This is a genomic window from Falsigemmobacter intermedius, from assembly GCF_004054105.1.
Taxonomy (GTDB): Bacteria; Pseudomonadota; Alphaproteobacteria; order Rhodobacterales; family Rhodobacteraceae; genus Wagnerdoeblera; species Wagnerdoeblera intermedia.
On sequence record NZ_SBLC01000142.1, the window covers coordinates 1 to 1,252 of the forward strand.

Genomic DNA, 1,252 nt, shown 5'->3' on the forward strand with positions numbered 1-1,252 from the left:
CCGCTCGTAAAAGGCACGAAGAGGGCCCGGGCTGCGCACTGTCTGCCAGGCCGCTTCCACGAGGAGGTGGCGGGCATCGCTCCGTCCGCGCTTGGTGATCCGCCCGTGATGGGCAGGACCATCTCCGAATTGCCGCACGCTGGCATGCAGTCCGAGGTAGTTCACTCTGAACAAAGCGTTTAGCAAACGATAATGCGTTGAAAGCGTGGGTTTGCCCTTCCGGCAGCGGCCCAGATGGTCGCCATGATACAGGCAAGCCAAAGCCTGAGATGGGTGAGGACCTTGCGGATGTTGTGGCCGCAGGCGCAGAGGACCGCGAAGATGGCGTCTCCGGTGGCGCCTTTCAGGGGGCATCGGCTGAGGCGGCCATCGGTTTTCATATGGCCGATTTCAGGCTCGATGGCGCTGCTGCGGCGGAGATCGACGATGAGCTTTGGTGTCAGGCCGCGCCGCGTACCGCTGATCAGGACACGGGTTTTGGTTTCGCCGTGACCACGGTAGCCGCGATCGACGACTGCCAGTTCCGGGCGATGATCGGTGAGGATTTCGACCTGCTCCAGCGCTTCGCGGAGTGTGTGGCCGTCATAGGGATTGCCAGCGAAGCTGCGCATGCCAAGGATGAAGCCCTCATCCAGGCTGGTGGCGATGCTGACCTTGCAGCCGAACTCATAGCGTACCCGCGCCTTGCCTTTGGCGTAAGGATATCGACCACAGCGGCCGCATTGCCGGTGGCTTCGACAATCACGTGATCCGTCGGCAGAAGGCGCGCGGCAAACGCCTGCAGGCTTTCCCGTGTCATGTCGACACGACCCAGCCGTCGCGCCATCCCGTCTTCTGAAACCACCGCCTCCGTGAAGGTGCGATGGATATCCAGTCCGATGATGCGCATGTGACATCCTCCTCTCGTAAAAGAGGGAGCAGGCGGGCACGCGGCATTTACAGATCCGTGCGGCACATTCGGGCGAGCCGCAGGGGCGACCATATAACGGCGCGGGCTCTCAGCCCTTTGTTATAGCTCGGCCTGCCCGCACTCACGTGCTCCCGATGCCCCAGGTCCCGGAGGCCGGTATGATGGCAGATCCGGGCGCCGAAGGCATCGATGGGATCATGCCGGATAACGGCATGGTGGAGCGAGTGATCCGGCAACTGAAGGAGCAATGCATTCATCGCCATCGCTTCGACAGCATCCGCCCACATTTCCCAAGTAAGGCGCTGATTTCGCTGTCCTGACCATTATATTTCCTATATAAAA

Annotated in this window: 1 protein-coding gene and 3 pseudogenes; 1 reads left to right on the forward strand and 3 read right to left on the reverse strand. The window is 61.3% G+C overall.

From position 1 onward, the window contains the following. The 3 pseudogenes from EP867_RS20405 to EP867_RS20410 all read right to left on the reverse strand — a co-directional run. Positions 1-165 (reverse strand): annotated as a pseudogene (locus EP867_RS20405) (transposase); the annotation flags it as partial. Positions 166-179: 14 nt separating this feature from the next. Beyond that, positions 180-695: pseudogene (locus EP867_RS19635) on the reverse strand (transposase); the annotation flags it as partial. A 13-nt stretch (positions 696-708) separates the two neighbouring features. Continuing rightward, positions 709-889, reverse strand: a pseudogene (locus EP867_RS20410) (hypothetical protein); the annotation flags it as partial. Between the two features lie 179 nt (positions 890-1,068). On the opposite strand from EP867_RS20410, the gene EP867_RS20020 reads away from it, so the two are divergent. Beyond that, positions 1,069-1,230 carry a hypothetical protein gene (locus EP867_RS20020; protein WP_174722362.1) on the forward strand — a complete coding sequence of 54 codons (162 nt, stop codon included), beginning with the start codon at positions 1,069-1,071 and terminating at the stop codon, positions 1,228-1,230. The last annotated feature ends 22 nt before the right edge of the window (positions 1,231-1,252 follow it).

Coding starts and splice junctions, on each gene's coding strand:
- EP867_RS20020 (WP_174722362.1), top strand. CDS start 1,069: ATGATGGCAGATCCGGGCGCCGAAGGCATCGATGGGATCATGCCGGAT.